The 25,792-nt window shown below is 60.7% G+C and carries 22 protein-coding genes and 1 pseudogene; 10 read left to right on the forward strand and 13 right to left on the reverse strand.

Features of this window, described 5'->3' with window-relative positions:
• Positions 1–86: 86 nt before the first annotated feature.
• The 6 genes and pseudogenes from xerD to PSUM_RS12185 all read left to right on the forward strand — a co-directional run bounded on the left by xerD (position 87) and on the right by PSUM_RS12185 (position 6,390).
• On the forward strand, positions 87–983 hold the full coding sequence (gene xerD / locus PSUM_RS12160) for a site-specific tyrosine recombinase XerD (RefSeq protein WP_033041885.1): 897 nt from the start codon (positions 87–89) through the stop codon (positions 981–983).
• A 250-nt stretch (positions 984–1,233) separates the two neighbouring features.
• Positions 1,234–1,965 (forward strand): bifunctional protein-disulfide isomerase/oxidoreductase DsbC, encoded by a 732-nt coding sequence (dsbC, locus tag PSUM_RS12165; protein WP_034149004.1) that lies wholly within the window; start codon positions 1,234–1,236, stop codon positions 1,963–1,965.
• A gap of 123 nt (positions 1,966–2,088) precedes the next feature.
• Complete coding sequence (locus PSUM_RS12170) at positions 2,089–3,393, forward strand: homoserine dehydrogenase (protein WP_033041889.1); 1,305 nt, start codon at positions 2,089–2,091, stop codon at positions 3,391–3,393.
• Between the two features lie 69 nt (positions 3,394–3,462).
• Entirely contained in the window at positions 3,463–4,872 is a 1,410-nt protein-coding gene (thrC, locus tag PSUM_RS12175) for a threonine synthase (protein ID WP_020795649.1), read from the forward strand.
• A 121-nt stretch (positions 4,873–4,993) separates the two neighbouring features.
• Positions 4,994–5,929, forward strand: a pseudogene (locus PSUM_RS12180) (transporter substrate-binding domain-containing protein); the annotation flags it as partial.
• Positions 5,930–6,102: 173 nt separating this feature from the next.
• Positions 6,103–6,390 (forward strand): DUF3509 domain-containing protein, encoded by a 288-nt coding sequence (locus tag PSUM_RS12185; protein WP_020795651.1) that lies wholly within the window; start codon positions 6,103–6,105, stop codon positions 6,388–6,390.
• Positions 6,391–6,559: 169 nt separating this feature from the next.
• On the opposite strand, the gene PSUM_RS12190 is transcribed toward PSUM_RS12185, so the two are convergent.
• Both PSUM_RS12190 and PSUM_RS12195 read right to left on the reverse strand, forming a co-directional pair.
• Positions 6,560–7,528 carry a TIGR02285 family protein gene (locus tag PSUM_RS12190; RefSeq protein ID WP_083348301.1) on the reverse strand — a complete coding sequence of 323 codons (969 nt, stop codon included), beginning with the start codon at positions 7,526–7,528 and terminating at the stop codon, positions 6,560–6,562.
• The gene (locus PSUM_RS12195) at positions 7,482–8,681 is read right to left on the reverse strand and encodes a CaiB/BaiF CoA transferase family protein (RefSeq protein ID WP_033041882.1); all 1,200 of its coding nucleotides are present in this window, start codon (positions 8,679–8,681) and stop codon (positions 7,482–7,484) included. Before PSUM_RS12195 ends, PSUM_RS12190 begins: the two co-directional genes overlap by 47 nt.
• A 147-nt stretch (positions 8,682–8,828) precedes the next feature.
• Between PSUM_RS12195 and PSUM_RS12200 the strand changes: the two genes are divergently transcribed.
• From PSUM_RS12200 to PSUM_RS12210, 3 genes are all read left to right on the forward strand, one after another.
• The gene (locus tag PSUM_RS12200) at positions 8,829–9,371 is read left to right on the forward strand and encodes a YaeQ family protein (protein ID WP_008057823.1); all 543 of its coding nucleotides are present in this window, start codon (positions 8,829–8,831) and stop codon (positions 9,369–9,371) included.
• A 57-nt stretch (positions 9,372–9,428) separates the two neighbouring features.
• Positions 9,429–11,138 (forward strand): single-stranded-DNA-specific exonuclease RecJ, encoded by a 1,710-nt coding sequence (gene recJ / locus PSUM_RS12205; protein WP_083348302.1) that lies wholly within the window; start codon positions 9,429–9,431, stop codon positions 11,136–11,138.
• Between the two features lie 283 nt (positions 11,139–11,421).
• Positions 11,422–12,528, forward strand: a complete 1,107-nt coding sequence (locus tag PSUM_RS12210; protein WP_020795655.1) for an NADH:flavin oxidoreductase/NADH oxidase — start codon at positions 11,422–11,424, stop codon at positions 12,526–12,528.
• A 111-nt stretch (positions 12,529–12,639) separates the two neighbouring features.
• Here the strand turns inward: PSUM_RS12210 and PSUM_RS12215 are convergent, their stop codons facing one another.
• A complete protein-coding gene (locus tag PSUM_RS12215) occupies positions 12,640–14,265 on the reverse strand; it encodes a glucan biosynthesis protein D (RefSeq protein WP_020795656.1) in 1,626 nt (541 codons plus the stop codon).
• Between the two features lie 411 nt (positions 14,266–14,676).
• Between PSUM_RS12215 and PSUM_RS12220 the strand changes: the two genes are divergently transcribed.
• Entirely contained in the window at positions 14,677–14,862 is a 186-nt protein-coding gene (locus PSUM_RS12220; RefSeq protein ID WP_020795658.1) for a hypothetical protein, read from the forward strand.
• A 52-nt stretch (positions 14,863–14,914) separates the two neighbouring features.
• Here the strand turns inward: PSUM_RS12220 and PSUM_RS12225 are convergent, their stop codons facing one another.
• The 10 genes from PSUM_RS12225 to PSUM_RS12270 all read right to left on the reverse strand — a co-directional run bounded on the left by PSUM_RS12225 (position 14,915) and on the right by PSUM_RS12270 (position 25,666).
• Positions 14,915–15,205 (reverse strand): type II toxin-antitoxin system RelE/ParE family toxin, encoded by a 291-nt coding sequence (locus PSUM_RS12225; RefSeq protein WP_020795659.1) that lies wholly within the window; start codon positions 15,203–15,205, stop codon positions 14,915–14,917.
• On the reverse strand, positions 15,183–15,431 hold the full coding sequence (locus tag PSUM_RS12230; protein WP_020795660.1) for a CopG family ribbon-helix-helix protein: 249 nt from the start codon (positions 15,429–15,431) through the stop codon (positions 15,183–15,185). Before PSUM_RS12230 ends, PSUM_RS12225 begins: the two co-directional genes overlap by 23 nt.
• A gap of 203 nt (positions 15,432–15,634) precedes the next feature.
• Positions 15,635–17,119 (reverse strand): APC family permease, encoded by a 1,485-nt coding sequence (locus tag PSUM_RS12235; RefSeq protein WP_083348303.1) that lies wholly within the window; start codon positions 17,117–17,119, stop codon positions 15,635–15,637.
• A 274-nt stretch (positions 17,120–17,393) separates the two neighbouring features.
• Positions 17,394–18,818, reverse strand: a complete 1,425-nt coding sequence (locus PSUM_RS12240) for a gamma-aminobutyraldehyde dehydrogenase (RefSeq protein ID WP_083348304.1) — start codon at positions 18,816–18,818, stop codon at positions 17,394–17,396.
• A gap of 148 nt (positions 18,819–18,966) precedes the next feature.
• Complete coding sequence (locus PSUM_RS12245; RefSeq protein ID WP_020799670.1) at positions 18,967–19,776, reverse strand: ABC transporter permease; 810 nt, start codon at positions 19,774–19,776, stop codon at positions 18,967–18,969.
• A complete protein-coding gene (locus tag PSUM_RS12250) occupies positions 19,766–20,713 on the reverse strand; it encodes an ABC transporter permease (RefSeq protein WP_083348305.1) in 948 nt (315 codons plus the stop codon). The genes PSUM_RS12245 and PSUM_RS12250 overlap by 11 nt, the downstream gene beginning before the upstream one ends.
• Position 20,714: 1 nt before the next feature.
• A complete protein-coding gene (locus PSUM_RS12255) occupies positions 20,715–21,752 on the reverse strand; it encodes an ABC transporter ATP-binding protein (RefSeq protein ID WP_083348306.1) in 1,038 nt (345 codons plus the stop codon).
• Positions 21,753–21,924: 172 nt separating this feature from the next.
• The gene (gene ydcS, locus PSUM_RS12260) at positions 21,925–23,079 is read right to left on the reverse strand and encodes a putative ABC transporter substrate-binding protein YdcS (RefSeq protein WP_020799667.1); all 1,155 of its coding nucleotides are present in this window, start codon (positions 23,077–23,079) and stop codon (positions 21,925–21,927) included.
• Between the two features lie 83 nt (positions 23,080–23,162).
• Positions 23,163–24,620, reverse strand: a complete 1,458-nt coding sequence (locus PSUM_RS12265) for a gamma-aminobutyraldehyde dehydrogenase (protein WP_083348307.1) — start codon at positions 24,618–24,620, stop codon at positions 23,163–23,165.
• A gap of 131 nt (positions 24,621–24,751) precedes the next feature.
• Positions 24,752–25,666, reverse strand: coding sequence for a LysR family transcriptional regulator (locus PSUM_RS12270; RefSeq protein WP_020799666.1), 915 nt, complete (start codon positions 25,664–25,666; stop codon positions 24,752–24,754).
• Positions 25,667–25,792 lie beyond the last annotated feature (126 nt).

The following is a 25,792-nucleotide window of genomic DNA, read 5'->3' on the forward strand; positions in this document are numbered from 1 at the left end:
AGTAGCCGGCTATGAAAGACTAGCGGCGATTTTTCCGTTCACCCTTTTTTCGCATGCTGTCCCAGGATCGCGTGCCTAGAGCGATCATGCCTGCTATCGATCATCCACTGATAGACCAATTTCTCGACGCGCTGTGGTTGGAAAAGGGTCTTTCCGACAACACCCGCGATGCCTACCGCAGCGATCTGGCCCTGTTCAATGGCTGGCTGCAGGAGAAGGGCCTGGAGCTGGTCAATGCCGGTCGAGAATTGATTCTCGATCACCTGGCCTGGCGCCTGGAACAGAACTACAAACCCCGATCCACGGCGCGATTTCTCTCGGGTGTGCGCGGCTTTTATCGTTATCTGCTGCGGGAAAAGCTGATCGCCATCGATCCGACCTTGCGCGTGGATATGCCGCAATTGGGCAGGCCCTTGCCCAAATCCCTGTCGGAAGCTGACGTCGAAGCCTTGCTCAAGGCACCGGATTTAAGCGAGGCCATCGGCCAGCGCGACCGGGCCATGCTCGAAGTGCTCTATGCCTGTGGCCTGCGGGTGACAGAGCTGATCAGCCTGACGCTGGAGCAGGTCAACCTGCGCCAGGGTGTGTTGCGGGTGATGGGCAAGGGCAGCAAGGAGCGGCTGGTGCCGATGGGCGAGGAGGCGATTGTCTGGGTTGAACGTTATCTGCGCGATGGTCGTGGTGAGTTGCTCGGCGGGCGGCCCAGCGATGTGTTGTTCCCGAGCCTGCGCGGCGAGCAGATGACCCGCCAAACGTTCTGGCACCGGATCAAGCACCAGGCCAAGGTTGCCGGGATCGGCAAGTCGCTGTCGCCGCACACCTTGCGCCATGCGTTCGCCACGCACTTGCTCAATCACGGTGCGGACCTGCGGGTGGTGCAGATGCTGCTCGGCCACAGCGACCTGTCGACCACGCAGATCTATACCCACGTCGCCCGGGCGCGGTTGCAGGACCTGCACGCCAAACACCACCCTCGAGGTTGATGTTGTCCCCTGTGGGAGCGAGCCTGCTCGCGAATGCGGTGGACCAGCTACACCATCTTTGGCTGGCACACTGCTTTCGCGAGCAGGCTCGCTCCCACAGAGAAACGGTCTGCGATGCCTTGTATCACCGGGAGTCGGCCACGCGAGCCTTATGTGGTAGGCTTTGCCGGTTTGCACGATGGGCGTTTATGACCCGGTGTTTCGGCACGGGCGTTCTGAGCGTCTCATTTGTCCGCCTTCAGGAGTTCTCATGCGTCTGACCCAGATTTTCGCCGCCGCCGCCATTGCGTTGGTCAGCACCTTTGCCGTCGCCGATGACGCGGCCGATAAAGCTATTCGTAAAAGCCTGGAAAACCTCCAGCTCGAAGTTCCGGTAGAAAGTATCTCCGCCAGCCCGCTGCCGGGCCTGTATGAAGTCAAGCTCCAGGGCAGCCGTGTGCTGTACGCCAGTGCCGACGGCCAGTACGTCGTCCAGGGCTACATGTTCCAGCTCAAGGACGGCAAGCCGGTCAACCTGACCGAGAAGACCGAACGCCTGGGCGTTTCCAAGCTGGTCAACGCAATCCCTGTCGCGGAAACCGTGGTGTACCCGGCCATTGGTGAAACCAAGTCGCACATCACCGTGTTCACCGACACCACCTGCCCGTACTGCCATAAACTGCACGCCGAAGTGCCTGAACTGAACAAGCGCGGCATCGAAGTGCGCTATGTTGCGTTTCCGCGCCAGGGCCTGGGTTCGCCGGGTGACGAGCAGTTGCAGGCGGTCTGGTGCTCCAAAGACAAGAAAGCGGCCATGGACAAGATGGTCGACGGCAAGGAAATCAAGGCCGCCAAGTGCGATAACCCGGTGTCCAAGCAGTTCGCCCTCGGCCAGTCGATTGGTGTGAACGGCACACCGGCCATCGTTTTGGCGGACGGTCAGGTCATTCCGGGCTACCAGCCAGCGCCACAAGTCGCCAAACTGGCGCTGGGCGCCAAGTAATTCGAGTCAGCCTTTGACGCGTGTGGTCCGACGGCAGCTCAGTCGGGCCATCAATAGTGAGCCGCGAGCATGCGGCTGTTTTCACGGCCGGCCTCGAGTCGGCCGTTTTATGGGGAGTTCACAGTGAAACCGGTCAAAGTAGGCATCTGTGGGTTAGGGACCGTCGGTGGCGGTACCTTCAACGTACTTCAGCGCAACGCCGAGGAAATTGCTCGTCGTGCCGGGCGTGGAATCGAAGTGGCACAAATTGCCACGCGCACGCCAAAGCCTCAGTTCCAAACGACCGGTATTGCGATTACCACCGATGTCTTCGAAGTGGCCACGAACCCTGAGATCGACATCGTCATAGAGCTGGTGGGCGGCTACACCGTTGCCCGCGAGCTGGTACTCAAGGCCATCGAGAATGGCAAGCATGTGGTCACCGCGAACAAGGCGCTTATCGCCGTTCACGGTAATGAAATTTTCGCCAAGGCACGCGAGAAGGGCGTGATCGTTGCGTTCGAAGCAGCCGTGGCTGGTGGCATCCCGGTGATCAAGGCGATCCGTGAAGGCCTGTCCGCCAACCGCATCAACTGGGTGGCTGGCATCATCAACGGCACTGGCAACTTCATTCTCACCGAGATGCGCGAGAAAGGCCGTACCTTCGAAGACGTGTTGGCCGAAGCGCAAGCCCTGGGCTACGCCGAAGCCGACCCGACCTTCGACGTCGAAGGCATCGATGCGGCGCACAAGCTGACGATCCTGGCGTCCATTGCCTTCGGCATCCCGTTGCAGTTCGACAAGGCCTACACCGAAGGCATCACCAAGCTGACCACCGCTGACGTGAACTACGCCGAAGCGTTGGGCTACCGCATCAAGCACCTGGGCGTGGCGCGCAGCACCGCGGCCGGTATCGAGCTGCGCGTGCACCCGACGCTGATCCCGGCCGATCGCCTGATCGCCAACGTCAACGGCGTGATGAACGCGGTGATGGTCAACGGCGACGCCGCCGGGTCGACCCTGTTCTACGGTGCGGGTGCTGGCATGGAACCGACCGCTTCGTCGGTGATTGCCGACCTGGTGGACGTGGTTCGCGCCATGACCTCGGACCCGGAAAACCGCGTACCGCACCTGGCCTTCCAGCCGGATTCGCTGTCGGCGCACCCGATCCTGCCAATCGATGCCTGCGAAAGCGCGTACTACCTGCGGATCCAGGCCAAGGATCATCCGGGCGTCCTCGCCCAGGTTGGCAGCATCCTGTCCGAGCGTGGCATCAACATCGAATCGATCATGCAGAAGGAAGCCGAGGAGCACGATGGCCTGGTACCGATGATCCTGCTGACCCACCGTGTGGTGGAACAGCGTATCAACGACGCCATCAAGGCACTGGAAGCGCTCCAGGGCGTGGTTGGCCCGGTCGTGCGGATTCGCGTCGAGCACCTGAACTAAGCCGTTATCGATTACCGGGCGCCGTGACCGGCGCCCGGCATTGCGAACACTGTCCCAATGGAGTCAGTCATGCGTTACATCAGTACCCGCGGCCAGGCACCGGCCCTGAATTTCGAAGACGTCCTGCTGGCAGGCCTTGCCACCGACGGCGGTCTGTACGTCCCGGAAAACCTGCCACGTTTCACCCAGGAAGAAATCGCTTCCTGGGCCGGCCTGCCGTATCACGAGCTGGCCTTCCGCGTTATGCGTCCGTTCGTCACCGGCAGCATCCCGGATGCCGATTTCAAAAAGATCCTTGAAGAAACCTACGGTGTGTTTGCCCACAGCGCCGTCGCGCCGCTGCGTCAGCTGAACGGTAACGAATGGGTGCTGGAGCTGTTCCACGGCCCGACCCTGGCGTTCAAGGACTTCGCCCTGCAACTGCTCGGTCGCCTGCTCGACTACGTGCTGGAAAAACGCGGCGAGCGCGTGGTGATCGTTGGCGCCACTTCCGGCGATACCGGCTCGGCGGCCATCGAAGGTTGCAAGCACTGCGAAAACGTCGACATCTTCATCCTGCATCCACACAACCGTGTGTCCGAAGTGCAGCGTCGGCAGATGACGACCATTTTTGGCGAGAACATCCACAACATCGCCATCGAAGGCAACTTCGATGACTGCCAGGAAATGGTCAAGGCGAGCTTCGCCGACCAGGGCTTCCTCAAGGGCACGCGCCTGGTGGCGGTAAACTCGATCAACTGGGCGCGGATCATGGCCCAGATCGTCTACTACTTCCACGCAGCCCTGCAACTGGGCGGTCCGGCGCGCTCGGTGGCGTTCTCGGTGCCAACCGGTAACTTCGGCGACATCTTCGCCGGTTACCTGGCACGCAACATGGGCCTGCCGATCAACCAGTTGATCGTCGCCACCAACCGCAACGACATCCTGCACCGCTTCATGAGCGGCAACCAGTACGTCAAGGAAACCCTGCACGCGACCCTGTCGCCGTCGATGGACATCATGGTGTCCTCGAACTTCGAACGCCTGCTGTTCGACCTGCACGGTCGCAATGGCGCGGCGATTGCCGGGCTGATGGACAGCTTCAAGCAGGGCGGCGGTTTCAGCGTCGAGCAGGAGCGCTGGACGGAAGCGCGCAAACTGTTCGACTCACTGGCCGTGGACGATGAGCAAACCTGCGAAACCATCGCCGAGGTCTTTGAACAGACCGGTGAAGTGCTGGACCCGCACACCGCGATCGGCGTCAAGGCCGCCCGCGAATGCCGTCGCAGCCTGGATATCCCGATGGTGATCCTGGGCACGGCCCATCCGGTCAAATTCCCGGACGCCGTGGAGAAAGCCGGTGTAGGAAAAGCCCTCGAGCTGCCTGCACATCTTTCTGATTTGTTTGAAAGAGACGAGCGCTGCACCGTATTGCCGAATGACCTGAAGGCCGTGCAGGCCTTTGTCAGCCAGCACGGTAACCGCGGTAAGCCTTTGTAACGGGCAAACCCTGTCACACAACAAAGCCCGTCTACTGACGGGCTTTGTTGTTTTTGCATGCCACACTTGCCAACAGGATTCGTCCACGGAGAGGGGCGAACGGATCTGCAAGGATGTGGCAATGCCGGTTTACAGACGATCCAGGCCAGCGGTGTGCTGGCTGCTACTGCTCAGTGTCCTGGTCATCTTGGCTCAGTGGGCAATCGCCGCGCCTGATCCGGCTCGTGAACCGGAAAAGGCGGGCGGCGGTGTCCGGATCGCGCTGGATGCCCGGGAACTTGAATGGATTGCCGGGCACCCGCCCGTCAAGGTAGCGTCGCTGGAATACCCGCGCTACCTGTTCAAGAATGAACATGGCCAGTGGAGCGGCCTTAACAGGGACATGCTCGATCGCATCAGCGCCATGACGGGGCTGCGTTTTGTCCATGTCGAGTCATTCTCCATCGAGCATATGCTTCAAAGCCTGGAGCGCGCAGAAGCGGACATGAGCACCACGCTGGCAATGAATGACGAGCGCAAGGTGTTCCTGGATTTCAGCCATTCCTATGGCGGCTCTGGCTGGGTGTTTGTCGGGCGGGCCGGGGCACCGCAGGTCGAGTCACTGCAGCAGTTGGCCAAGCACGTGTTGGTACTGCCGACCCGGCATGTGCTGGAAGCGGTGATTCGTCGTGACCACCCCACCATCGATTTGCGTTCGGTCAAGACCTACGCGCAAGCCCGCGCGCTGGTGGAAAGCGGGGAGGCCCATGCCACCATCGAAAGCGAAACAGGCGCACGACTCTTACCCTTGGGCCAGCTTCAGGTGGGGCAAATCGTGGAAGGCCAGTGGGACCCGGACTACCTGACGGTGCGCAAAGGCCAATCGCAACTGCTCTGTATCCTCAACAAGGCCCTCGAGGCTTTTCCTCCCGCTGAACTACGTGCCTTGCGTTCGAAGTGGCTCGATGGCGATCCACTCCCGACAGCCTGGCAACAATTTGCCCCATGGGCTGGCTGGGGCCTTTTGGCCGCCAGCCTGTCTGGCTTGCTCTCGCTACTCTGGAGGTGCCGTTTGGCCGGACAGGCGTGAGGCTGATGTTTTTTCCCTGTCATCTTCGCCGTGCATGCTCTATCGACCGCAGGCGCAGGCTCAACTGCACGCGGTTTTCAGAACTTTCTACTCGGCCCAGCGGTCATCTACAGTACACACGCCCCAGGCACTTTGTTTTCGGACTATTGAGTGGTGATCGGATGGAAAGTATCAGTCTATTGCTCGGTGAGGCTCTGAGCCCGTACCAGGTGACGTTGACCCCGTCAGGCATACATGGCGAATGCCGGGTGACCTTGAAGAATGCTATCGGTGCCATAGTGGTCGATCGGGTGTTCAATCAGGCGCAGTTGGCCGACAAGCGTCAGTTGACGGATGTCGTCGACGGCCTGCACCGCGATGTGCTGATTGCTGAAGGACGCCTGGAGCCCTGTGTTATCGCAGCGTTGCGCAATGCGGCACAGGACAAGTTGGTGGCTAGCCGAAATTGAATGGCAGGTTGTGGGAACCTTCCTGCATCCTTATCAGTCAGATCCAGTAACAGCGGGATCAAGCATTGTGCTCCGGTGCTTGCCGCTTGCTGTTACTGGTCTTTGAAAGACCACGTTTAACCCCGAGTCGTCTCCCCACTTCTCGGGGTTTCTTTTTGCCTGGCAATTGTCAGTAGCCGTCCTGATGCTCGAAAAATTCCCGGGCTGCTCGCAGGTAGTCGGTGCGGCTTTGCGGGTCGAGCCAGCCGGCATACGCCTCGCTCAAATGGTCTCGGGGCAGGGCACGCAGCAATTGGTTGATCTCGATGATCGCCTGCCGCCCCTGGGGCGTATTGGTGCAGCCGATGTAGCCGGACAGGTATCTGCCGGTGCCACGAACCGGATAGAACTGCAGCTCCTCTTCGGCGATCCCTTGTTGTCGCGCCTGATAGCGAATTTCCGGGCGATAGCCCAACAGCAACTGCAGGCGTCCCAGGCGTTGCATTTGCAGCAGGCTGCCCAAGGCGTCGTTGCCGTAATGAAGGGTCAGCGCCTTGCCCGGCGCCTGTTTGAGCAGGGCGTCAAGGTATTCGCCATAGTTGCGTTCGGCAACAATGCCCAAGGTCACGTTGCCGGTGGCCAACAGGGCCGCCAGGTCCACCTCACCATCCTTGAGGAACGGCGTCAGTACCTCCCGCTCGTTGCTGCGCACGGCCAGGCCATTGCTCATGGCGCGAAAGACCGGCAGGGAAAATGCGATCCAGCTTTCGCGTTCCTTGCTCCAGTTCAACGCTGCATCGCAGGTGAGGGACGGTTCGTGAAGCATTTGCAAGCCACGGGCACGATTGACCTTCATCACGCTGTGCCGGTACTGCGGCATGCCGGCGATCAGCTGCCGCAGCAATTGATCGATGATCCCCTGGCCTTTTTCCGGCCCGTTGAAAATGAACAGCGGCGGTAGATCGCGTTTCAGCCAGACCAGGGATTCCTTGGGCTGCGCCGACACCGGCGAGGCCAGCGTAACGATCAGGGCCAGGCTCGCCAACGCGCCCAGGCGCTGCCCGGCCAACAGCAGGCCGGGCTTGATGAGTCGCGCAAACAAACGCTTGAGCTCAGATGGCTCCGTCTTTGCGCAGTTGTGTGATCTGCGACGCGTCATAGCCAAGTTCCTGGAGTACCTGGGCATTGTGCTCACCCAGTTGCGGGCCGACCCATTCACAATCACCGGGTGTCTCTGAGAGTTTCGGCACGATCCCTGGCATCTTGAAGTCCTTGCCATCGGGCAGCTTGGCCTGCAGGAACATTTCCCGGGCGAGGTACTGAGGATCGCTGAACATGTCTTCGGCGCTGAAGATCCGGCTGGCCGGTACGTCGGCCTGGTTCAACTGCGCGATGACGGTGTCCAGGGGCAGCGAATTGACCCAGCGATCAATGACCCCATAAATTTCGTCGCGACGGCTGTCGCGGCCGTCGTTGCTGGCCAGCAGCGGATCGTTGGCCAGGTCTTCCCGACCAATGAGCAGCATGAAGCGCTTGAAGATCGCATCGCCATTGGCGCCAATCTGCACATGCTTGCCATCGGCACTGGTGTGGATCGATGAAGGCGTAATGCCCGGCATGATGTTGCCGGTGCGCTCGCGGATGAAACCAAACACGTCGAACTCCGGCACCATGCTTTCCATCATGGCGAAGATCGCCTCGTACAGCGCCACGTCCACCACTTGTCCCTGACCGCCATTGACCTCGCGGTGACGCAGGGCCATGAGGGCACCGATCACGCCCCACAGCGCGGCAATCGAATCACCGATGGAAATCCCGGTGCGCACCGGCGGCCGATCCTCGAACCCTGTGATGTAGCGCAGGCCGCCCATGGATTCGCCGACCGCGCCAAACCCGGGTTGATCCTTCATCGGGCCGGTCTGGCCGAAGCCCGAGAGCCGCACCATGACCAGCTTTGGATTCAATGCATGCAGGACGTCCCAGCCCAGGCCAAGCTTTTCCAGTACGCCGGGGCGGAAGTTCTCGATCAGGATGTCCGCTTCACTGAGCAGTTTCTTCAGGACCGCCAGGCCGTCCGGATGCTTGAGGTTGAGCGTCAGCGATTTTTTATTGCGAGCCTGGACGAACCACCACAACGAAGTTCCCTCGTACAACTTGCGCCATTTGCGCAATGGATCGCCGCCGTCCGGCGATTCGACCTTGACCACATCGGCACCGAATTCAGCGCAAATGCGCGAGGCGAACGGGCCGGCGATCAAGGTACCCAATTCGATGACTTTCAGACCTGAGAGCGGTTTGGCAGAGGACGGCATGCGGGCTCCTGTTGGACAAAGGTTGAGCGAGTACAGAGTTTTAACATAGCCGACTGTCAGGCGCCCAAGGGAGATCGCCTTCTATTCGTTGATTGGTGGCTGCATCGGTTAGACTTGCCGCCTTTCCACGTATCAAGAAGCCCGTTCATGGCCCAGCCGTCCACGACCTACAAGTTTGAACTGAACCTCACCGACCTCGATCGCAGCGTCTACGAGTCCGTCAAGCAGACCATCGCCCGCCACCCTTCGGAAACCGAAGAGCGCATGACCGTGCGCCTGTTGGCCTACGCCCTCTGGTACAACGAGCAACTGTCGTTTGGCCGTGGCCTGTCGGACGTGGATGAACCGGCCCTGTGGGAAAAGAGCCTGGATGACCGCGTCCTGCACTGGATCGAAGTCGGTCAACCCGACGCCGATCGCCTGACCTGGTGCTCGCGCCGCACCGAGCGCACCAGCCTGCTGGCCTACGGCAGCCTGCGCGTCTGGGAAGGCAAGGTGATCCCGGCGATCAAGAACCTGAAAAACGTCAACATCGCGGCGGTCCCTCAGGAAGTCCTGGAAACCCTGGCCAAAGACATGCCCCGGGTGATCAAGTGGGACGTAATGATCAGCGAAGGGACGATTTTCGTCACCGACGACCGCGGCCAGCATGAAGTCCAGTTGCAGTGGCTGTTGGGCGAACGCGGCTGATCAGTCGCTGCCTCACCGGTTTTATCCTACGTATTGAAGAGAAGCCCCTGTCACCCCATGCGCATCGAACCTCGCCAGCTGCCCGACACCCTGCCATTTCTCGGTGATATTCCACCGCTGCTGACCCGGCTGTACGCAGCGCGGGGCGTGCAATCCGAAGCCGAACTGGACAAAAGCCTGGCACGGCTGATTCCGTTCCAGCAGCTCAAGGGCATCGAGGCAGCGGTGGATCTGCTGGTGACCGCACTCCAGCAGCGCCAGAGGATCCTGATCGTTGGCGACTTCGATGCCGACGGTGCCACCGCCAGTACCGTGGGCACCTTGGGCTTGCGCCTGTTGGGTGCGGCGCATGTCGACTATCTGGTGCCCAACCGATTCGACTACGGCTACGGCCTGACCCCGGAAATCGTTGCGGTGGCCCTGGAGCGTCAGCCGCAGTTGCTGATTACCGTGGACAATGGCATTTCCAGTGTCGAAGGCGTGGCCGCGGCGAAAAAGGCCGGGCTCAACGTGTTGGTCACCGACCACCATTTGCCGGGCGATGAACTGCCGCTGGCCGATGCCATCGTCAATCCGAACCAGCCCGGTTGCACGTTCCCGAGCAAGGCGCTGGCCGGCGTCGGGGTGATTTTCTATGTGCTGATGGCCTTGCGCGCGCGTTTGCGCGAACTCGGCTGGTACGCCAGCAAGCCGCAGCCGAACATCGGCGAATTGCTCGATCTGGTGGCGCTGGGCAGCGTGGCCGACGTGGTGCCGCTGGATGCCAATAACCGCATCCTGGTGCATCAAGGCCTGGAACGCATACGCGCCGGACGTGCCCGGCCGGGGATCAAGGCGATTCTCGAAGTGGCCAAGCGTGATCATGCGCGCATCACCTCCACCGACCTGGGGTTTATCGTCGGTCCACGCCTCAACGCCGCCGGGCGACTGGATGACATGAGCCTGGGCATCGAATGCCTGCTGACCGAAGACGTGGCGCTGGCGCGGGAAATGGCGGCGCAGTTGGACGGGATGAACCAGGACCGTAAATCCATCGAGCAGGGCATGCAGCGTGAAGCGTTGGCCCAGCTCAAGGATTTGCCGGTGGAATCGATGCCATTCGGTTTGTGCCTGTTCGATCCCGAATGGCATCAGGGCGTCATCGGCATCCTGGCCTCGCGCATGAAAGAACGTTATTTCCGTCCGACCATCGCCTTCGCCGATGCCGGCGACGGGTTGCTCAAGGGCTCGGGGCGTTCGGTACAGGGCTTTCATATTCGCGATGCCCTGAGCGTGGTGGCGGCGCAGCATCCGAACCTGATCACCAAGTACGGTGGTCATGCCATGGCCGCTGGCCTGACGCTGCCAGAAGCAAATTTTCCGTTGTTCGCCGAAGCTTTCGACGCCGAAGTGCGTCGGCAACTGCGCGACGAAGACCTGACCGGGCGCTTGCTGTCGGACGGGGTTCTGGCGGTCGAAGAATTCCACCTCGAACTGGCCCGTGCATTACGCCACGCCGGGCCTTGGGGCCAGCACTTCCCGGAGCCACTGTTTCATGGCGTGTTTCAGTTGGTCGAGCAGCGTGTCGTCGGTGAACGCCACCTCAAGGTGGTGCTCAGGAGCGAGTGCGGCTCGGTCAAGCTCGATGGCATTGCCTTCGGGATCGACCGTGAGGTCTGGCCAAACCCGACCATCAAGTGGGTGGAGCTGGCTTACAAACTCGACGTCAACGAGTTTCGCGGCAATGAGACCGTGCAACTGATGATCGCCCACATCGAACCGCGTTGAACCCCTGGCACTGTAGGAGCGAGCATGCTCGCGATGGTCGCCAACGATGACGCTGGCTACCTGACACCCCGCGGTGACTGGGACCCCATCGCGAGCATGCTCGCTCCTACAGGGAGGGGCGACATCCCCCGATGTCGACTAGGCTCTAAAGCACTGCTTGATTATCCTTGTGACGTCTTGTCAATTTTTTGCCCGCGGGGGCGGGTGCTGCATCCCTTTCATGTCACTCGTCGACTATTCAAACAGAACCCTGGAGCCTGCCCACTGATTTGAGAGGTGCCCCATGAGTCTGCTGCTTGAACCCTACACTCTTCGTCAATTGACCCTGCTCAACCGCATTGCGGTATCGCCAATGTGCCAGTATTCGAGCGTCGATGGCCTGGCCAATGACTGGCACCTGGTCCACCTCGGTAGTCGCGCCGTCGGCGGCGCCGGACTGGTCTTTACGGAAGCCACGGCAGTCACGGCCGACGGGCGAATCACCGCCCAGGACCTTGGCCTGTGGAACGATGAACAAATCGAACCCTTGCAACGCATCACCCGTTTCATTGCCGCTCAAGGCGCCGTTGCTGGCATCCAGCTGGCCCACGCAGGGCGTAAGGCCAGTACCTATCGACCCTGGCTCGGCAAGCATGGCAGCGTAAAGATTGACGAGGGCGGCTGGTTGCCGGTTGGCCCGTCGCCAATCGCCTTTGATCCGCAACACACACAACCCAAGCAGCTGGACGAAGGCGAGATCGCTGACGTCATCCAGGCCTTTGTCGACTCGGCGAAGCGCGCGTTGACCGCCGGTTTCAAGGTGGTCGAAGTGCATGCGGCTCATGGCTATCTGCTACACCAGTTTCTTTCGCCCCTGAGTAATCAGCGGCGTGACCAGTACGGCGGTTCATTCGAAAACCGCATTCGCCTGGTCTTGCAGGTCACCGAAGCGGTGCGCAAGGTCTGGCCCGAAGAATTACCGCTGTTCGTGCGGGTGTCCGCCACCGACTGGGTGGAGGATGGCTGGAACCCGGATGAAACCGTCGAGCTGGCGCGACGCCTTAAGGACTTGGGTGTGGACCTCATCGACGTGTCGTCAGGCGGTACGGCCGTCAACGCGGAAATCCCCACGGGTCCGGGTTATCAGACCCGCTTCGCCGAACGTGTGCGCAAGGAGTCAGGCATCGCTACCGGTACGGTAGGAATGATCACTGAGCCTGCACAGGCCGAACATATCCTGCGCACCTGCCAGGCCGACATCATCTTCCTCGCTCGTGAGCTGTTGCGTGATCCTTATTGGGCATTGCATGCCGACGATGACCTGGGTGGGCGCAAAGCCATTTGGCCGGCGCAATATCACCGCGCGACCCATCGTGACCAACCCATTCATGAGTCGGATTTGCGGGATTGAGTGAGGTTTTTCAAGATCAAAAGATCGCAGCCTTCGGCAGCTCCTACAGAGGAATACGATCCCCTGTAGGAGCTGCCGAAGGCTGCGATCTTTTGCTTTTTTTTTTCTCCGTCAGCTGTACTTGCGCTTGTCCGGTGCTGGCGGGAAGTACTGGTACAACCAGGTTTCACTCAGCGTCCGGTCATTGGTGCGAATGAACAGGCGCAGCTCCACCGGCTCGACACTGTCGTTGGTCGGATACCAGTCAAAGGTGATGCGGTAGCCCTTGATGTCATCGAGCACCAGCACGTTGAAGTCCTTCACCTCGCCGTTGGAACAGGTGACCACCGGTTCGATGCCCGTGCCTGGCGGCAGGCGATCCAGGCCGCCACCGTTGAAATCCACGGCGAAGCGTCGGGCCCAGACCTTCGGGTAGTGTTCGCCCGGCGCCCAGCCTTCAGTGAAACCGCCCATGCCTGAACGGGTTGCGTTGACCCGTGCCAAGGGCGTGCCGACAGGCGGCAGGGCGCTCCAGTACAGTTTGTAGCCGTAATTCAGAGAGTCGCCGGCCGCCACCGGTTTTTTCGGGGTCCAGAAGGCAACGATGTTATCGAGTGTCTCTCCGGTGGTAGGAATTTCCAGCAGATCGATAGAGCCTTCGCCCCACGCGGTCGTCGGTTCTACCCACAGGCTCGGGCGTCTGCTGTACCAATCGACGGTGTCCTGATAGCTGGCGAATTCATGATCGGTCTGCACCAGGCCGAAACCTTTCGGGTCCTTGTCGGTGAAGGCGTTGAATTGCAGGGTGGCCGGATTGTTCAGCGGGCGGCAGATCCACTCGCCATTGCCGCGCCACATCGCCAGGCGATCGGAGTCGTGGATTTGCGGGTGAATGGTGTCGCACATACGGCGCTCGTGGGTACCGCAGCTGAACATGCTGGTCATCGGCGCGATGCCCAGTTGTTCGATGGCGGTGCGCGCGTTGACATGGGCGTCGACCTCCATCACCACGCGTTCGGCCTGGCAATCGATGTCAAAACGGTAGGCGCCGGTCGCGCTCGGAGAATCGAGCAAGGCGTAGACCACGAAGCGCGTGCTGTCCTTGTCTGGCGTCTCGAACCAGAACTTGGTGAAGTCGGGGAATTCTTCGCGCTTCTTCGCATAGGTGTCGATTGCCAGCCCGCGGGCCGACAAGCCGTACTGGCCAGTGGCGTCTACCGCTCGGAAATAGCTGGCGCCGAGGAAAGACACCACGTCGTGTTTGTCCAGTTCCGGCGCCTTGAACAGCTTGAACCCGGAAAAGCCCAGGTCGCCCTTGAGCTGCTGGGTGTCGACGGACGTATTCTCATAATTGAACAACGAAGGGCGGAAATGCACTTCGCGGGCCATGTGGGTCTTGGGATCGACGCTGTACATGCGCACCGGCTGGCGGAAACCCATGCCGACATGGAAAAACTGCACATCCAACTGACCATTCAAGTCATTCCACAGCGAATGCTTGCCGTCATAGCGAATGGCATTGAAATTCTGCGGGGTCATGGTCGCCAGGGTGGGCGGCAGCACCTGCTTGGTATCCTGGTAGCGGTTGCTGGCCAGTTGCTTGGCCTGGACCTTCAGCGCTTCGAAGTCGAACGCCTGGGCTTCGCCGTCCGCTGTGCCATTGCTTGCCCAGGCACCGGCAGCGAGCAGGCCGGTGGCCGACAAACCGGAGTAGGCGGCGATGGCCATGGAGGCTTTTAGCAAATTCCTGCGATGCATAAGTACAACCTGTCGTGAACGATCCCGCGCCGTTCCTGGCACTGCTGGATCAAAAATTTCGGTTCGGACATGCCTTCGGCCAAACGCAACTGCCTTAAAACAGATAAGGGATAGCTTAAACCGTTCGGTTGCGCAGCAAAAATGATTGATGGCGTGACGATGGCGCGGCAATGAAACAAGAGATGTCGGTTAACGTTTCCGACAGGGGTTTCTGATTTATAGGGCATTTACGCTTTTTTCGACTAATTACTCTAAAAAGCCCTTTTCAGCGCCCAGATAATTTCTATTCTATGGGCATGACCGGTTTCTGCCCTTCGGGCCGGTGGGCTTCAGTGGACACAGGGTGCTACTGAAAAGGGTAGGGCGATGCAATATCTGAAGTTTTCTTTGACGTAGAGAAGGACATCGTCCATGTCGAAAGTACAAGGCATCACCGAAATCCTGGGAATCTTTGCGTGCCTATCTACTGGCCGGCGGAGACGTCGGCTCAATAACGAGGAGATGAAGTTGGTGGAGCGCTATCGCGAGTTGTCGGAGAGTGATCGCATTGCGATGCGTTATCTGGTGGATGCGATGCGCAGTGTTTCGCGGTTTTGAAGAAATGGAACATCCAGTCGCGGCAATCCTGTCGCGGCTGGACGTTCTCCCTTTACCAATCCTGAGAACGTTCAGAACGCTGATGCAGCACCCTCAACACCTGTACCTGGCCATTGGCAAATCGATACGGCGCAATGAAGGGATAACGACCAAGTACCAATTCTCGTACATCAGGCATGATAGAAGGCCTGCCTGAGCCGGGGAACTGTTCCAACTGCCGGAAACATTGCAGCATGGTGGAAATGATCTCGATGGCAGTACCCGCGCCTACGACCTCTCGGTAATGTTCATGGATGGCGTCCAGGTCGCTTTCGGCTTTCTCAGTCAGTACTACGCTCGGCACGTTTTTCCCACTTAGCCTTCACGGCGTCCAGGTCGGTCAGTTTTCCAGCATCGGCATCGGATATGCCGTCGCTTATGGCTTGCAGATGCCATGACTCGGCTTCTACATATCGAACCAATGCACGCTTGAGGTGGTACTGACGGTCGCGGTCGGTGGCAGCCGCTAGCTGATCCAGTTGTTGGGCCAGGAGTTCTTCGACACGAAACGACAAAACGGGCGAGGCCATGGTGGCTCTCCTAAAGATGTATACGCTGTAAACGACGTAAACACCCTAGGCCTTGCAGCGATTATCGTCAACCAGTACCACTTGCGTGGTAGGGAAACTCTAGCTGGGGATACATCCACGGGATGCCAGGAACTGTTTCGAAATGCTTGACCGCTAAAAGCGTTTGGTTGCCCCGGTGTCTTTTGGCACCGGGGCAATTTCCATTAGCGACTAACCTTCCACGCATCCCCCGCAGGCGCTGTGCCGTGGTCATACGGCTTGGCGATCCACATGTAGAGCAACCCCAGGCCAATGACGATGGTGGTGCTCAAGACCATGGCGTAGTTGATGTACCACGCCGCATCCGGCGTCCGTGGCCAGGCCATGTTGACGATTGCGCCGACGCCATAGACCAGCGCGCAGATGTTCACCGGCCAGCCCCAGGCGCCGAGGGTGAATTGGCCGCTGGGCTTCCAGCCTTTGAGGCGGGCATACAGCGCCGCAAGCACGATCATCTGGAAGGCCAGGTAGATGCCGATGGCGGCGAAGCTGACGATGGTGGCGACTGCATCCTGCAGGAAGAAGCCGAGGATGATGATCAGCGCTGGCAGGACGCCGGACACGAACAGCGCCGCAACTGGAACCTGGGTTGTAGGAGAGATCTTCTTCAGCAGTCGGCTGCCGATAACCATTTCATCCCGGGCGTAGGAGTACAGCAGGCGACTGGCCGCCGCTTGCAGGCTGATGACGCAGGAGATGAAGGAAATCATCACCACGCCCATCACCATTTTCGAACCGATTGGGCCGAAGGCGTTGTTGAGGATGGTGCCGACCGGGTCCTTGTCGGTGCCGTCGATCACCGCTTGCATGTCTGGCACGGCGAGGATCAGTGCCAGGCAGGCGAACATTGCCGCAATGCCGCCGATGTAGATGGTCATGCGCATGGCCACCGGGATCTTCTTGCTCGGGTTCGGGGTTTCTTCGGCCACGTCGCCGCAGGCCTCGAAGCCGTAGTAGAGGAACATACCCGCCAGCGAGGCGGTGAGGAAGGCCGGCAGGTATGAACCATCGACGCTGATGTCGAAGGTGTTGAACAGCACGCCAATTGATTGATGGCGCTCGAAGACCAGCAGGTAAACGCCGACGATCACTGCACCCACCAGTTCACAGAGGAAGCCGAACATGGCAATGCGCGCCAGTACCTTGGTGCCGCTGAGGTTGATCAGGGTGGCAAACAGCGTCAGCACCAGGGCAATGACGATATTGGTGTTGTTGCTCGGTTCAAAACCGAGCATGGCAGCCAGGTACGGGCCGGCGCCGACGGCTACGGCGGCAATCGTGACGCACAGGGCGATGGAGTAGATCCAGCCGACCATCCACGCCCAGCGCTTGCCCACCAGGCGACGCGCCCACGGGTACACGCCACCGGAAATCGGGAACTGCGACACCACTTCACCAAAGATCAGGCACACCAGCAACTGGCCGCAACCGACCAGCAGATAGGCCCAGAACATCGGCGGCCCGCCAGCGGCGAGGCACAGGCCGAAGAGGGTATAAACCCCTACGACCGGCGAGAGATAAGTGAAGCCCAGGGCGAAGTTTTCCCACAAGCTCATGCTGCGATTGAAGTTGGAGGTGTAACCCAGTTTTCGCAGTTGCTCGGCGTCGCTGTCGACGACGGCGGTAGAGAGATCGGGTGATGCAGTCATGTGTGTTTCTCCGGAAAATCGGCAGATTTCGGATGTCCGAAGCCGTGGCAGGGCCGTGGAGGCGCTGTCCGGATCGGTGGTTATTGTTGTGTTTGAAACCAGTGGTGCGTAATGCCGGTTTCGACCTTGAAACCGTGGTGAAATCATCGCTGTACTGTAGGAGCGAGCATGCTCGCGAGAAACCGGAGGGCACCGCGGGGCGTCAGGTTCCCCGCGTTATCGTTGACCTCCATCGTCGGAAACCCGCCCGGAGCATGCTCGCTCCTACAAGGGGTTAGTGTTTGAACATCACATGCCGCACGACGGTGTAGTCCTCCAGCCCATACATCGACATGTCCTTGCCATACCCCGACAACTTCTGCCCGCCATGGGGCATTTCGCTGACCAGCATGAAGTGCGTGTTGACCCAGGTGCAGCCGTACTGCAAGCGCGCCGACAGGCGATGCGCGCGGCCGACGTCGGCGGTCCACACCGAGGATGCCAGGCCGTAGTCGGAATCGTTGGCCCAGCCCAGCACCTGTGCCTCGTCACTGAATTTGGTCACCGACACCACCGGCCCGAACACTTCGCGGCGCACGATCTCGTCGTCCTGCTGCGCATCGGCCAGCACCGTCGGTTCGAAGAAGAAACCGTTGCCTTCCACGGCCTTGCCGCCGGTGACCAGGCGGATGTGCGGCTGTGCCACGGCACGCTCGACGAAGCCGGCGACGCGGTCGCGGTGTTGCGCGGTGATCAGCGGGCCGAGTTCGGTCGATGGATCGTCCTGCAAGCCGTACTTGATGCTGCTCACGGCGGCGCCGAGCTTCTCGACGAATTTCTCGTAGATGCCTGCCTGGGCATAGATGCGGCAGGCGGCGGTGCAGTCTTGACCGGCGTTGTAGAAACCGAAGGTGCGAATGCCGTCGACCGCGGCGTCGATGTCGGCGTCGTCGAAGATGATCACCGGGGCCTTGCCGCCCAGTTCCATGTGCATGCGCTTGACGCTGTCGGCGGTGCTGGAAATGATGTTCGCGCCAGTGGCGATCGAACCTGTCAGCGACACCATGCGCACTTTCGGATGGGTGACCAGCGGGCTGCCAACCGTAGGGCCGCGGCCGAACACCAGGTTGAGCACGCCAGCCGGGAAGATTTCCGCTGCCAGTTGCGCCAGGCGCAACGCGGTCAACGGCGTCTGTTCCGAGGGCTTGAGCACCACGGTATTGCCGGCGGCCAGGGCCGGGGCGATTTTCCAGGCGACCATCATCAGCGGGTAGTTCCACGGCGCGATGGAGGCGATCACCCCGACCGGGTCGCGGCGGATCATCGAGGTGTGGCCGGGCAGGTATTCGCCGCCGGCCGAGCCGCTCATGCAACGGCTGGCGCCGGCGAAGAAACGGAACACGTCGGCAATCGCCGGGATCTCGTCGTTGAGCGCGGCGCTGTAGGGCTTGCCGCAGTTGTCCGATTCGAGCTTGGCCAGCTCTTCGCCGTGGGCCTCGATGGCGTCGGCGAGTTTGAGCAGCAGCAGCGAACGCTCCTTGGGCGGAGTCTGCGACCAGCTGTCGAACGCGGCATCGGCGGCGCGCACGGCGGCATCGACCTGGGCTTCGCTGGCCTCGTTGATTTCCACCAGCACGCGCCCTAGCGCCGGGTTGAACACCGGTTGGGCGGGGCCTTCGCCATTGACCAGTTGGCCGTTGATCAAAAGTTGGGTTTGCATGACATCGTCCTCTTCAAAGCTAATTATTTTTATCTGCAGAAACCGGCCCCTGTAGGAGCTGCCGCAGGCTGCGATCCTTTGATCTTGATCTTCAAAAGCAAGATCAAAGGATCGCAGCCTGCGGCAGCTCCTACAGGTTTGTAATCAGTTACTTCCCGCCGCTACCGGCCACGCTCTCACCCCCCCGGGTCAGGTAATAGGCACCGAGGATCGGCAGCATCGTCACCATCATCACCAGCATCGCCACGACATTGGTCACCGGCACGTCCCGTGGGCGGCTGAGCTGGTTGAGCAGCCATAGCGGCAGGGTGCGTTCATGGCCGGCGGTGAAGGTGGTGACGATGATCTCGTCGAACGACAGCGCGAACGCCAACATGCCGCCGGCCAGCAGCGCCGAGCCGAGGTTCGGCAGGATGATGTAGCGGAAGGTCTGCCAGCCATCGGCGCCCAGGTCCATCGAGGCTTCGATCAGGCTGTGGGAGGTACGGCGCAAGCGGGCGATGACGTTGTTGTAGACGATCACCACGCAGAAGGTCGCGTGGCCGACGATGATGGTGAACATCCCCGGCTCGATGCCCAGTGTCTTGAACGTCGCCAGCAATGCGATACCGGTGATGATCCCCGGCAGGGCAATCGGCAGGATCAGCATCAACGAGATACCTTGCTTGCCGAAAAAGTCCCGTCGGTACAGCGCCGCCGACGCCAGCGTGCCAAGCACCATGGCAATCAACGTGGCAATGGCCGCGATCTGCAGCGACAACTTGATCGCTTCCAGTACGTCGGGCCGTGAGAACGCCACGCCGATCCACTTCAGGGTGAAACCCTTGGGCGGGAAACTGAACGCCGCGTCTTCGGTGTTGAAGGCATACAGGAAGATGATCAGGATCGGGAAGTGCAGGAACACCAGCCCGCCCCAGGCGGCGATACGCAAGCCCAGGGATGCTTTGTCAGAGTGCATCGAAGGCCCCCAGTCGTTTGACGATGGACAGGTAGATGGCGATCAGCACGATCGGCACCAGGGTGAAGGCTGCAGCCATTGGCATGTTGCCGATCGCACCTTGTTGGGCATACACCATGCTGCCGACGAAGTAGCCGGGCGGGCCGACCAGTTGTGGCACGATGAAATCGCCCAGGGTCAGGGAGAACGTGAAGATGGAGCCTGCCGCAATACCCGGCACCGACAGCGGCAGGATCACCTGCATGAAGGTCTGGCGCGGCTTGGCGCCGAGGTCGGCGGACGCTTGCAGCAGTGACGGTGGCAGGCGTTCCAGCGAGGCCTGGATCGGCAGGATCATGAAGGGCAGCCAGATGTAGACGAACACCATGAAGCGCCCCAGGTGTGAGGTCGACAGGGTACTGCCGCCGACCCCCGGGATGCCCAGCACGAACTGCAATAGAGGCTCCAGCCCCAAGTGCTGGACGAACCACTGCGCCACTCCGCCCTTGGCCAGCAGCAGCGTCCAGGCATACGCCTTGACGATGTAGCTGGCCCACATCGGCATCATCACCGCGATGTAGAAGAACGCCTTGGTCTTGCCGGTGGTGTAGCGCGCCATGTAATAGGCAATCGGGAAGGCGACGATGGCGCTGGCGATCGAAACCACGATGGCCATGCCCAGGGTGCGCAGGATGATGTCGAAGTTCGATGGCTGGAACAGCGCGGCGAAGTTCGCCAGGGTCAGGTCGGGGGTGACCGCCATGGTGAAGTCGTCGAAGGTGTAGAAACCTTGCCACAGCAACGTCAGCAGCGAACCCAGGTAAATGGCGCCGAACCACAGCAGCGGCGGCACCAGCAGCATCGACAGGTACAGGTTCGGCCGGCGGTACAGCAGGTTGGAAAACCTGCGCAACGCCGAGCCGCCCGACGAGGAATGAGGAACAGCCAGGGTGCTCATGTCACACCCCGCCTGTCAGGGTGTCATGCAGCGGGATCATCGCTTCACGGGCCCAGCGTGCGCTCAGGCGTTGCCCGGTCTGGTGCTGGGCGCTGGTGTCGAGCCATTGATTGTTGGCCTGGCTGATGTTCAAGGTCTGGCCGTTTTCCAGCTTCAATTCGTAGCGGGTGGCGCTGCCCTGGTATTGGATATCGTGCAGCAGGCCGCTGACTTCGATCTCATGGCTGGCCAACGGGCCTTCGGCGAAGCGCACGTGTTCCGGGCGAATCGAGAACGGCTGGGGATTGCCGCTCAACTGCTTCGCCAGGTCACCGCGAATCACGTTGGAAGTGCCGACGAATTCGGCGACGAAGGTGGTCGAAGGTTTCATGTACAGGTTGCGCGGCGAATCGACCTGTTCAATGCGACCCTTGTTGAACACGGCGACGCGGTCGGACATGGACAGCGCTTCGGTCTGGTCGTGGGTGACGAAAATGAAGGTGATGCCCAGCTGGCGTTGCAGCTTCTTCAATTCGCCTTGCATCTGCTCGCGCAACTTCAGGTCCAGCGCGCCGAGCGGTTCGTCGAGCAGCAACACCCGTGGGCGATTCACCAGGGCACGGGCCAGGGCCACACGCTGGCGCTGGCCCCCGGAAAGTTGCACCGGCTTGCGCTCGCCGTAGCCGCCGAGGGCAACCATGTCGAGGGCTTCTTCGGCGCGCTTCAAGCGTTCGGCCTTGGCGACGCCTTTGACTTTCAAGCCGTAGGCGACGTTGTCGCGAACGTTCATGTGGGGGAACAGCGCGTAATCCTGGAACACGGTGTTCACATCACGCTGGTAAGGCGGAAGGCCGGCGGCTTCCTCGCCATGAATACGAATGGAACCCGCGCTCGGTTGTTCAAAACCGGCGATCAGGCGCAGGCAGGTGGTTTTGCCTGAGCCGGAAGGCCCCAGCATGGAGAAAAACTCGCCGTCCTGGATGTCGATGGAAACCCGGTCAACGGCTTTCACTTCGCCGAACTGACGGGAAACGTTGGTGAACTGGACTGCAAGCGTCATGGTGCGGTGCTCCAAAAAGGCGCGCTTTCTAAAAAATCTGAATCGGTTGTGGCGTCGAAAAGATCGCAGCCTTCGGCAGCTCCTACAGGATTTGCAGAAGGCACCGAATCTGCGGTGCCTGCGGTCGCGGTAGGAGCTGCCGCAGGCTGCGATCTTTTGATCTTAAGAGGGCTTACCTGCCGCCCATGATCGCGATGTAGTCCTGGGTCCAGCGGCTGTACGGCACGAATTTGCCGCCCTCGGCCTGCGGGGTTTTCCAGAAGGCGATCTTGTCGAAGTTGTCGAAGCCGTTGGTCTTGCAGCCTTCGGCGCCAAGCAGTTCGCTCTCTTTGCACGCTGCCGGTACCGCCGGCAACGAACCGAACCAAGCCGCCACGTCACCCTGGACTTTCGGTTGCAGCGACCAGTCCATCCACTTATAGGCACAGTTCGGGTGCTTGGCATCGGTGTGCATCATGGTGGTGTCGGCCCACCCGGTGGCGCCTTCTTTGGGGATGGTCGAGGCGATCGGCTGTTTCTCATTGATCAGGCCGTTGACCTGATACGGCCAGGCCCCGGACGCCACCACACCTTCATTCTTGAAGTCACTCATCTGTACGGTGGTGTCGTGCCAGTAGCGGTGGATCAACGGCTGCTGGGCGCGCAATAGATCGAGCACGGCCTTGTATTGCGCTTCGGTCAGTTCGTAGGGGTTCTGGATCCCCAGTTCCGGCTTGGCGGATTTCAGGTACAGCGCTGCGTCGGCGATGTAGATCGGACCGTCATAGGCCTGCACGCGGCCCTTGTTCGGCTTGCCGTCCGGCAGGTTCTGCGCGTTGAACAACACGCCCCAGCTGTCGGGCGCGGTCTTGAAGACGTTGGTGTTGTACATCAACACGTTCGGCCCCCACTGGTACGGGGTGCCGTAGGTCTGCTTGTTGACCACATACCACGGCGCATCCTTCAGGCGCGGATCGAGGTTCTTCCAGTTCGGGATCAACGCCGTGTTGATCGGCTGCACGCGCTTGCCGACGATCAGGCGCAGCGAGGCATCGCCCGACGCGGTCACCAGGTCATAACCGCCCTTGGCCATCAGGCTGACCATCTCATCGGAGGTCGCAGCGGTTTTCACGTTGACCTTGCAGCCGGTTTCTTTCTCGAAACCGGTCACCCAGTCGTAGGCCTTGTCGCTTTCGCCACGTTCGATGTAGCCAGGCCACGCGACGATATCCAGCTGGCCTTCGCCGGCACCGACGGCCTTCAATGGCTCGGCGGCCTGGACAAACACGCCACTGGCCAGCAGTAAGGGGGTGATGGCACTGAGCAGTGCGGTCTTGTGCACGAACATGGGGTTTCCCTCTTCTTCAAATTATGGTCGGGGCAGTGGTGAACGTGGTGAAGCATGCCGTTAACGGCTTGTTATTAGCGTAGTCAGAGATGCTGCCCGTGGCGTGCCATGATGTGCCGCACCACGCTGTAGTCCTGGAGTGAATCGCTGGACAGGTCCTTGCCATAACCCGAACGCTTGAGCCCGCCGTGGGGCATCTCGCTGACCAGCATGAAATGGCTGTTGATCCAGGTGCAGCCATACTGCAACCGCGCGGCAACCTGCATCGCCTTATCCAGGTTCTGCGTCCAGACCGACGAGGCCAGGCCGTATTCCGAGTCGTTGGCCCAATCCACCGCCTGTTCCAGCTGATCGAATCGGGTCACGGTGACCACCGGCCCGAACACTTCGCGCTGGACGATTTCATCGCCTTGCTTGCAACCGGCGAGCAACGTCGGTTGGTAATAGAAGCCGGCGCCGGAATGCACCGCCGCGCCGGTCACCCGTTCGATATGCGGCTGGCCGAGGGCGCGCTCGACGAAACTGGCCACGCGGTCGCGCTGGCGAGTGCTGATCAACGGGCCGATTTCGTTGTCGGAATCGCGTTTACCGGCAAAGCGCAGGCTGCTGACCGCCGCGCCGAGTTCGGCCACCAGGCGATCGTGAATGCCGGCCTGGGCGTACACCCGGCAAGCGGCGGTGCAATCCTGCCCGGCGTTGTAGTAGCCGTAGGTGCGCACGCCTTCGACCACCGCCTGGATGTCGGCATCGTTGCAGACAATCACGGGGGCTTTACCGCCCAGTTCGAGGTGTGTGCGCTTGAGGGTCTTTGCTGCGGCCTGGAGGATTTTCTGCCCGGTGACGATGTCGCCGGTCAGCGACACCATGCGCACCTTGGGGTGGCTGACCAGATGACTGCCGACGCCTTCGCCGCCACCGCAAACAATGTTGATCACGCCAGGCGGCAGGATCTCGGCCAGCGCCGGGGCCAACGCCAGGATCGACAGGGGCGTGTGCTCCGAGGGCTTGAACACCAAGGTATTGCCGGCGGCCAGGGCCGGGGCGATTTTCCACGCCGCCATCATGATCGGGTAATTCCACGGCGCAATCGATGCAACCACGCCAATCGGATCGCGCCGCACCATGCTGGTGTAGCCCGGCAGGTACTCGCCGCTGAGCTGGCCGGTCTGGCAGCGCACGGCGCCAGCGAAAAAACGGAACACATCGACCGTGGCGCTCAGGTCGTCCTGACGCGCCAGATGCAACGGCTTGCCACAATTGAGGGATTCGAGGCGGGCGAGCAGGTCGGCGTTTTTTTCGATGGCGTTGGCGATATCGAGCAACAGGTTCGAGCGTTGCTGCGGCGTGGTCCGCGACCAGCCGGCGAAGGCGCGGTGCGCGGCGAGAATAGCGGCTTCGACTTGTTCGGTGCTGGCTTCGGCGATGTGCGTCAACACTTCGCCGGTGGCCGGGTTGAGGATCGCCTCGACACGGCCTTGCCCTGCGACTAATTCACCTTCGATCAACAATGCGGTGAACAACGGGGTCTGTGCGCCAGCCATTCTTCGGGTTCTCTTTTCTTGTGTGGCCATGCTGCTCCCTGTGACTGGGGCTGGCCGTCTTATATACATATGACAAGACTAGTGCGCAGACCCGAGGTCGACAAATTCTAAATACTGAAGGTGGCGTTCGATTAAATAGATGGCTTGCGCCCGCCGTGGGGTTGCTCGCGAGCGACGGTCAGGAACGGGTCCACCAAGGCCGGGCGCGCAGTGCCGCGGCGCCAGGCCAGGCCGACATCGAGGGTCTGGCTCAGGTCGGCAATCGGCCGCGCTTCAATGATGTCGCCCTCCAGCGACCACGGGCGATAAGTCATGTCGGGCTGGATCGAAACACCCAGCCCGGCCGCCACCAGGCTACGCACCGCTTCGGTCGAGGCCGTGCGCAGGGTGATGCGTGGTTGCAGGGAAGCGGCTGTCCACATGCGCTGGGCGTTGCGATCCATTTCATCGACGTTCAATTGAATCAGCGGCTCGCGGGCCACGTCGGCGAGGTTGATGCTGTCGTGTTCCAGCAGCGGATGCTGGGCCGGCAACCACAGTCGATGGGGTGAATGGGTCAGCACTTCGGTCTGCAAGGCGTGACGGTCTTCAAGGTTGGAAAGGATCAGCACCCCTACATCGATCTCGCCGCTGACCAGCAAATGTTCGATGTAGGGGCGTTCGTCTTCCATCACGCGGATTTCGACGTTGGGGTAGGCGCGCTGGAAACGCGTGAGCAGGTCCGCCAGGTAGTAACCGGCGACCAGGCTGGTCACGCCAACGATCAATTGCCCGGCCACCTGGTCGGTGCTTTGTTGCAGGCTGCGCTTGGCATTGTCCACGGTGGCCAGGATCAAATGCGCCTGGCGCAGGAACTGATGCCCCTGATGGGTCAGGGTCATGCCCTTGGCGTGGCGATTGAACAGGCCAACGCCGATCTCCTGCTCGAGCTGCTGGATCGCCAGGGTCAGGGTGGATTGTGAAATGAACGCGGTTTGCGCGGCGGCAGAGATCGAACCGGTCTCGGCCACCGCAATGAAGTGCCGGATTTGACGCAGGGTCATCATGAGGCCGTACCAGGTAAGCGGTTTTTATAGATTTTATGCAGTGTATATCTTTTTTTTCGATGGGCTTCTGGGCAGTAATGGGACAAGCACTGGCAGGAGCTCTTTCCCAGCAACATCTGGAAGCAA

Source organism: Pseudomonas umsongensis (assembly GCF_002236105.1).
GTDB lineage: Bacteria > Pseudomonadota > Gammaproteobacteria > Pseudomonadales > Pseudomonadaceae > Aquipseudomonas > Aquipseudomonas umsongensis.

What these genes read in the sequence shown, in the direction of transcription:
- PSUM_RS12235 (WP_083348303.1), bottom strand. Translation starts at nt 17,119, where the DNA reads ATGACTGCATCACCCGATCTCTCTACCGCCGTCGTCGACAGCGACGCC.
- dsbC (WP_034149004.1), top strand. Translation starts at nt 1,234, where the DNA reads ATGCGTCTGACCCAGATTTTCGCCGCCGCCGCCATTGCGTTGGTCAGC.
- PSUM_RS12220 (WP_020795658.1), top strand. Translation starts at nt 14,677, where the DNA reads ATGTCGAAAGTACAAGGCATCACCGAAATCCTGGGAATCTTTGCGTGC.
- PSUM_RS12190 (WP_083348301.1), bottom strand. Translation starts at nt 7,528, where the DNA reads ATGACGCGTCGCAGATCACACAACTGCGCAAAGACGGAGCCATCTGAG.
- thrC (WP_020795649.1), top strand. Translation starts at nt 3,463, where the DNA reads ATGCGTTACATCAGTACCCGCGGCCAGGCACCGGCCCTGAATTTCGAA.
- PSUM_RS12270 (WP_020799666.1), bottom strand. Translation starts at nt 25,666, where the DNA reads ATGATGACCCTGCGTCAAATCCGGCACTTCATTGCGGTGGCCGAGACC.
- PSUM_RS12245 (WP_020799670.1), bottom strand. Translation starts at nt 19,776, where the DNA reads ATGCACTCTGACAAAGCATCCCTGGGCTTGCGTATCGCCGCCTGGGGC.
- PSUM_RS12185 (WP_020795651.1), top strand. Translation starts at nt 6,103, where the DNA reads ATGGAAAGTATCAGTCTATTGCTCGGTGAGGCTCTGAGCCCGTACCAG.
- PSUM_RS12215 (WP_020795656.1), bottom strand. Translation starts at nt 14,265, where the DNA reads ATGCATCGCAGGAATTTGCTAAAAGCCTCCATGGCCATCGCCGCCTAC.
- xerD (WP_033041885.1), top strand. Translation starts at nt 87, where the DNA reads ATGCCTGCTATCGATCATCCACTGATAGACCAATTTCTCGACGCGCTG.
- PSUM_RS12265 (WP_083348307.1), bottom strand. Translation starts at nt 24,620, where the DNA reads ATGGCTGGCGCACAGACCCCGTTGTTCACCGCATTGTTGATCGAAGGT.
- ydcS (WP_020799667.1), bottom strand. Translation starts at nt 23,079, where the DNA reads ATGTTCGTGCACAAGACCGCACTGCTCAGTGCCATCACCCCCTTACTG.
- PSUM_RS12210 (WP_020795655.1), top strand. Translation starts at nt 11,422, where the DNA reads ATGAGTCTGCTGCTTGAACCCTACACTCTTCGTCAATTGACCCTGCTC.
- PSUM_RS12250 (WP_083348305.1), bottom strand. Translation starts at nt 20,713, where the DNA reads ATGAGCACCCTGGCTGTTCCTCATTCCTCGTCGGGCGGCTCGGCGTTG.
- PSUM_RS12230 (WP_020795660.1), bottom strand. Translation starts at nt 15,431, where the DNA reads ATGGCCTCGCCCGTTTTGTCGTTTCGTGTCGAAGAACTCCTGGCCCAA.
- recJ (WP_083348302.1), top strand. Translation starts at nt 9,429, where the DNA reads ATGCGCATCGAACCTCGCCAGCTGCCCGACACCCTGCCATTTCTCGGT.
- PSUM_RS12255 (WP_083348306.1), bottom strand. Translation starts at nt 21,752, where the DNA reads ATGACGCTTGCAGTCCAGTTCACCAACGTTTCCCGTCAGTTCGGCGAA.
- PSUM_RS12240 (WP_083348304.1), bottom strand. Translation starts at nt 18,818, where the DNA reads ATGCAAACCCAACTTTTGATCAACGGCCAACTGGTCAATGGCGAAGGC.
- PSUM_RS12200 (WP_008057823.1), top strand. Translation starts at nt 8,829, where the DNA reads ATGGCCCAGCCGTCCACGACCTACAAGTTTGAACTGAACCTCACCGAC.
- PSUM_RS12195 (WP_033041882.1), bottom strand. Translation starts at nt 8,681, where the DNA reads ATGCCGTCCTCTGCCAAACCGCTCTCAGGTCTGAAAGTCATCGAATTG.